5 protein-coding genes are annotated in these 4,622 nt (G+C 69.8%); all 5 read left to right on the top strand.

The genetic code is table 11. From position 1 onward, the window contains the following. Positions 1–238: 238 nt before the first annotated feature. Positions 239–1,228 (top strand): ABC transporter permease, encoded by a 990-nt coding sequence (locus VGR37_09815; GenBank protein HEV2147685.1) that lies wholly within the window; start codon positions 239–241, stop codon positions 1,226–1,228. 12 nt (positions 1,229–1,240) lie between these two features. Next, entirely contained in the window at positions 1,241–2,401 is a 1,161-nt protein-coding gene (opp4C, locus tag VGR37_09810) for an oligopeptide ABC transporter permease (protein ID HEV2147684.1), read from the top strand. A 1-nt stretch (position 2,402) separates the two neighbouring features. After that, positions 2,403–2,999, top strand: a complete 597-nt coding sequence (locus VGR37_09805) for a Uma2 family endonuclease (GenBank protein HEV2147683.1) — start codon at positions 2,403–2,405, stop codon at positions 2,997–2,999. Positions 3,000–3,160: 161 nt separating this feature from the next. Beyond that, positions 3,161–4,294 (top strand): ABC transporter ATP-binding protein, encoded by a 1,134-nt coding sequence (locus tag VGR37_09800; GenBank protein ID HEV2147682.1) that lies wholly within the window; start codon positions 3,161–3,163, stop codon positions 4,292–4,294. After that, positions 4,294–4,622 (top strand): ATP-binding cassette domain-containing protein (locus tag VGR37_09795; protein HEV2147681.1); only part of this gene is annotated, 329 nt, incomplete at its 3' end. The genes VGR37_09800 and VGR37_09795, both read left to right, overlap by 1 nt.

Here is a 4,622-nt window from a genome sequence, read left to right as displayed (position 1 = left end):
GGCCCGAAGCTGTTGCAGCTTCGGGCCGGGTCTGCTCTGTTGCGCCTTCCGGCTGCCGCCGTACGGGCCGTTCGTGGGATGCCGCGGCCCTTCCTCTCCCCGTTGGGTCCGGTTTCTGCAACAGGCGTAGACCCGCGGCAGAGGGGCTCATCGCCAGGTTGTCGGCGGCCCACGAGGAAGACCCAACCGGAGGCGGGATGCGGATGCCCTCGCAGGACAGAACCCGGGAGCCAGCTACGTGATCGCATACCTGTTGCGGCGGATCCTCGGCGCGATCCCCCTGCTCCTGGGGATCCTGACGCTGATCTTCTTCATCATCCACATCGCCCCCGGCGACCCCACGGCTCGGTTCTTCAACCCGAACGTGTCGCCGGAGGTGATCGAGCAGATGCGCCGCAACCTGGGCCTGGACCAGCCGCTGCACGTACAGTACTTCAAGTGGCTTAAGTCCTTCCTCACAGGCGACTTCGGGCAGTCCTTCGGGCAGATGCGCCCCATCGCGGAGATCCTCCCCGAGGTGCTCTGGAACACCCTCCAGCTCACCCTGATCTCGCTGGTCATCATCTTCCTCCTGGGGATGCTGATCGGGATCGTGCAGGCGGTCCGCCAGTACTCGGTGGCCGACAACGTCCTCACCTTCCTGGCGCTCTTCTTCTACTCCATGCCGAGCTTCTGGCTCGCGCTGATGCTGATCCTGGCCTTCTCCCTGAAGGCCTCGCAGTGGGGGTGGCCGGAGTGGCTGCAGTTCCCGGCCTCGCAGATGATGAGCGTGGGGGCGGAGTACCTCCCGCCGGGCGCGCAGCTCCTGGACCGGCTGGAGCACCTCATTCTCCCGGCCATCGCGCTGGGGGTGGGGTCGGCGGCGGGGGTCGCGCGCTACATGCGCGGCTCCATGCTGGAGGTCATCCACCAGGACTTCATCCGGACCGCGCGCGCCAAGGGGCTCTCGGAGCGTACCGTGATCTTCAAGCACGCGCTCCGCAACGCCCTGATCCCCATCATCACGCTCCTGGGGCTGTACCTCCCCTTCCTGCTCTCCGGGGCGGTGCTGGTGGAGACCATCTTCTCCTGGCCGGGGATGGGGCGATTGATCGTTGACGCCATCTTCCAGCGCGACTACCCGCTGGTGATGGCGACCTCGTTCGTGATCGCCGCGATCGTGATCTTCGGCAACCTGATCTCCGACGTGCTGTACGCGGTGGTGGACCCGCGGATCCGCAACGATTGACGGGACGAATTGATGCGCGCATCGCCTGACGTCGAAACCGTACCGCCGGAGCCGCTCCCGGACGCCCGGGACGGCCGTGCCGGGGCGCCCGCCCGGGCCGAGGGGGTGACCTGGACCACCATCACCGCCGTGGTCCTGGCGTGGGGTCTCCTCGCCGGGCTGGCGTACCTGGCGTGGGCGCCCGTCTCGGAGATCCCGACGATGCGCCGGGTGCCGGTCGACATGTACGTGGCCGTGGCCACGCTGGTGCTCCTGGCGCTTGGGCTCCTCCTCTGGACGGTCCGGCGGGTGGCGCGCCGCGGGCGGAGCATGGAGCGCGTCCGCGGCGACTCGCAGTGGGCCATCGCCGGGCGCCACTTCCGCCGCAACCGCATGGCGATGGGCGGGCTGGTCATCATGATCCTGCTGTACGTGGTCACCCTGCTCACCCCACTGATCGCCCCGTACGACCCCGCCGCGCAGGGGGACATCGTCGCCACGCGCTACCTGGAGCCGTCCTGGGAGCACCTGATGGGGACGGACAAGTTCGGGCGGGACATCCTCTCGCGCGTGCTGTACGGGGCGCGCATCTCGCTCTCCATCGGGTTCATCGCGGTGGGGATCAGCATTACGCTGGGGACGCTGCTAGGGGCGGTGGCCGGGTACTTCGGGGGGATCACGGACGGGGTGCTCATGCGCCTCACCGACATGATGCTCTCCTTCCCGCGCCTGGTGCTGCTGATCGTGGTCATCGCCCTGTTCGAGCCCTCCATCTGGCTGGTGGTGGTGGTGCTGGGGCTCACCGGCTGGATGGGGACGGCGCGCATCGTCCGCGGCGAGGTGCTGTCGCTGCGCGAGCGCGAGTTCGTGCAGGCGGCCCGCGCGCTGGGGATGGGCGACGGGCGGATCATCCTGCGGCACGTGATCCCCAACACGCTGGCCCCGGTGATCGTCTCCGCCACGCTTGGGATCGGGCAGACGATCCTCACGGAGGCGTCGCTCTCCTTCCTGGGGCTGGGGGTGCAGCCACCCACGCCCAGCTGGGGGAACATGATCTCCGACGGGCGCGACGCGCTGGTGACGGCGTGGTGGATCGCCACCTTCCCCGGCCTGGCGATCGTCTTCACGGTGATCGCGTTCAATCTGTTGGGCGACGGCCTGCGCGACGCGCTGGACCCGCGGCTGAGGACGTGAGATGGCGATCCAGGTGCCGGCCGGGACGATGTCGTACGAGGAGTTCCTCCGGGCGTACGACGGCGTGCACGCGGAGTGGGTACACGGCGAGGTGGTCCCGATGACGCCGATCTCCCCCCGGCACCAGCAGATCGCGATCTTCCTCTCCGCGCTGTTCCAGCACTTCTGCGAGGAGCGCCGGGCAGGCGTGGTGCTCTCCGCGCCGGTGCAGATGAAGGTCGGGGAGGTAGCCCGCGAGCCGGACGTGATGGTGCTGACGCCGGAGCACGCCGAGCGGATCAAGAGCGCCTGCGTGGAGGGTCCCGCGGACCTGGTGGTGGAGGTCATCTGCCCCGAGAGCCGCGGCCGGGACCGCGGCGACAAGTTCTACGAGTACGAGCAGGCCGGTGTGCGGGAGTACTGGCTGATCGACCCCCAGCGCCGGCGGGCGGAATTCCACCGGCTCGGCGAGCGGCAGGTCTACGAGCCGGTCGCCCTGGACGAGGCAGGCCGCTTCGAGAGCCGGGTGCTTCCCGGGCTCTGGATCCGGGTGGAGTGGCTCTGGCATGAGCCGCTCCCACCCCTGCTCGGAGTGCTGAAGGAGTGGGGGCTGGTATGAGGCGCAGTTGCGAAAGCGATCGTGACCCGAAGGGCGGAGACCGCCGGGGCCGTTTCCGGCGGGCTCCGTTCTCCTGGACACGGTAGTTTCGTGTCCGGGAGAATAGAGCGCGGTGCCGGCGCCAGCCGGCATTCGCCCGAATCCGCAATCGAGAGCCGTTGATGCCTGAGCCCATTCTGCAGGTCGAGAACCTCCGCACCTACTTCCGCACCGACGCGGGTGTGGCGCGCGCGGTGGACGGGGTCTCCTTCCACGTGAACCCGGGCGAGACGCTGGGGATCGTGGGTGAGTCCGGGAGCGGGAAGTCGGTCACGTCGCTCTCGGTGATGCGGCTCATCCCGCAGCCGCCGGGGCGCATCGAGCCGGGGTCCAGGATCCTCTTCCGGGGAGCGAACGGGGTGGAGGACCTGGCGACGGCGTCGGAGGAGCGGATGCGGAAGATCCGCGGCAACGACATCGCCATGATCTTCCAGGAGCCCATGACCTCGCTGAACCCGGTGTTCACCGTGGGCGAGCAGATCATGGAGTCGCTCCGGCTCCACCAGGGGCTGAACAAGCGGGCGGCGCGCGATCGGGCCATCGAGATGCTGCAGCTCGTGGGGATCCCCATCCCGGACCAGCGGGTGGACGAGTACCCGCACCAGCTCTCGGGCGGGATGCGCCAGCGGGTGATGATCGCCATGGCGCTGGCCTGCGACCCCCGGCTGCTGATCGCGGACGAGCCCACCACGGCGCTGGACGTGACCATCCAGGCGCAGATCCTGGAGCTGCTGAACCGGCTCCAGGAGGAGCTGGGGATGTCCATCATCCTCATCACTCACGACCTGGGGGTGGTGGCGGAGACGTGCGACCGGGTGATCGTGATGTACGCGGGGCAGGTGTTCGAGGAGGGGCCGGTGCGCGACATCTTCCGGGACCCGCAGAACCCGTACACCGAGGGGCTGCTGCGCTCCATGCCCAAGCTGGGCGAGGAGGTGGAGCGCCTGGCCGTGATCCCGGGGGTGGTCCCCGCCCCGACCAACTGGCCCGCGGGGTGCCGCTTCCACGACCGCTGCCCCTACGGGTGGGAGAAGACGGAGAAGGAGGACCCGCCGGTGTTCGACGTGGGCGGCGGGCGCCGCAACAAGTGCTGGCTGGTGGAGCACCCGGAGCGCCGCGAGGAGGTCCGCCGCGCGGGAGGCGGGTTCACCCCGGCGGGCGCGGTGACGGGGACCGGCGCCGCCACCCCGGTGGCGGGGCGGCCGGAGGACGTGCCGGTGGCGGATCCGGATACCCTGGCGGGGGAGGCCGGCTGATGGCGGCGACCGGAGCGGATCGTGGAGGCGCCCCCGCGGGGGACGGCCACCTGCTGGACGTGGACCGGATCCCGGAGCCCGCGGAGGACCGCGAGCTCCCGCCCGCCAAGGGCGACAGCGATCTCCGCGGCCAGACGCCCGACGACGTCGAGCCACCCTCGGACGCGCTCCTCGTCGTGCGCGGGCTGCGGAAGTACTTCCCGATCAGGAAGGGCTTCTTCCGCAGCCACGTGGGCGACGTGAAGGCAGTGGATGGCCTCTCCTTCCATCTGCGCCGGGGTGAGACGCTGGGGCTCGTCGGCGAGTCCGGGTGCGGCAAGACTACCAC

It is taken from the genome of Longimicrobiaceae bacterium (genome assembly GCA_035936415.1).
Lineage (GTDB): Bacteria > Gemmatimonadota > Gemmatimonadetes > Longimicrobiales > Longimicrobiaceae > JAFAYN01.
The sequence above is the reverse complement of the archived record's forward strand: the minus strand, read 5'-3'. Positions and strand labels throughout refer to the sequence as shown.

What these genes read in the sequence shown, in the direction of transcription:
- opp4C (HEV2147684.1), top strand. Translation starts at nt 1,241, where the DNA reads ATGCGCGCATCGCCTGACGTCGAAACCGTACCGCCGGAGCCGCTCCCG.
- VGR37_09805 (HEV2147683.1), top strand. Translation starts at nt 2,403, where the DNA reads ATGGCGATCCAGGTGCCGGCCGGGACGATGTCGTACGAGGAGTTCCTC.
- VGR37_09800 (HEV2147682.1), top strand. Translation starts at nt 3,161, where the DNA reads ATGCCTGAGCCCATTCTGCAGGTCGAGAACCTCCGCACCTACTTCCGC.